This is a genomic window from Vibrio sp. 1562, from assembly GCF_033340155.1.
Lineage (GTDB): Bacteria > Pseudomonadota > Gammaproteobacteria > Enterobacterales > Vibrionaceae > Vibrio > Vibrio alginolyticus.
Genome location: NZ_JAWOVY010000210.1, coordinates 1 through 821, shown reverse-complemented (window position 1 = coordinate 821; position 821 = coordinate 1). Strand labels below are relative to the sequence as shown.

At 44.8% G+C, this 821-nt stretch carries 2 protein-coding genes; one reads left to right on the top strand and one right to left on the bottom strand.

Features of this window, described 5'->3' with window-relative positions:
- Nucleotides 1-274, top strand: a 274-nt coding sequence (locus tag R7Z49_RS24205; protein WP_318112259.1) for a lysoplasmalogenase family protein, incomplete at its 5' end; no start/stop codon positions are given.
- 90 nt (nucleotides 275-364) lie between these two features.
- Here the strand turns inward: R7Z49_RS24205 and R7Z49_RS24200 are convergent.
- Nucleotides 365-821 (bottom strand): helix-turn-helix domain-containing protein (locus tag R7Z49_RS24200; protein ID WP_318112258.1); only part of this gene is annotated, 457 nt, incomplete at its 5' end.

Here is an 821-nt window from a genome sequence, read left to right as displayed (position 1 = left end):
CCCTGTCGCGATCTACATTTTGGTTTTGATGACCATGTGTTGGATGGCCATTGAGTATTATCTAAGTGGGAAAACGCAGTCATCTTCGTTTGCGGTGTTAGGAAGCTTTATCTTCATCATTTCCGGCACGGTGCTGGCTTTTGAACGCTTTGGTGGTTACTCGGTATTTTCTCGGCAAGTGGTGATGGTCACGTACTATTCCGCGCAAACTTTAATGGCGATGTCCGTAATTGCCATCGTGATTCGTTATCCGTATCTCACGGTGATCAGTTAATTTTCTATGCCGCAGATTGGTGTTTGCCACTCTGAATTTTGATGAAAAAAGCGTTTGAGCTTACTGATGTAGACCTCAAACGCTTTGTTGTTATCGCGACTTATAATTGCCCTTTTCAATTCCGTGCTTTTTCATTCTCAAATACAGCTTTTTACGCGGTATTTGCAGATGGTTTGCCGCATCCGTAATTCGCCCGCAGTGCAACAACACCGCATCTTCTATGAGCTGCTTTTCAAAATCGTCCACCAAATCATCCAATGGAAGCTGAATCTCATTTTGTGAGTAGATACGCTCTTTACCCGTTAGCTTAACAATTCCGATTGCGTATAACTCAGCGATGTTTCTTAGCTCCCGGATGTTGCCCGGCCACGGATAGCCTCTCAGTAGCGCAAGATAGCTAGAGTCGACATTTGGCAATGTTTTGCCTAATTTCTTACAACTCAGTTTTAAGAAGTAATGAAATATCGTCACGATGTCGTCAGGGCGCTGGCGCAATGGCGGTACGTGAACCACGCCTTGGTTGAGAAGATAATACAGTTCCGGCAGC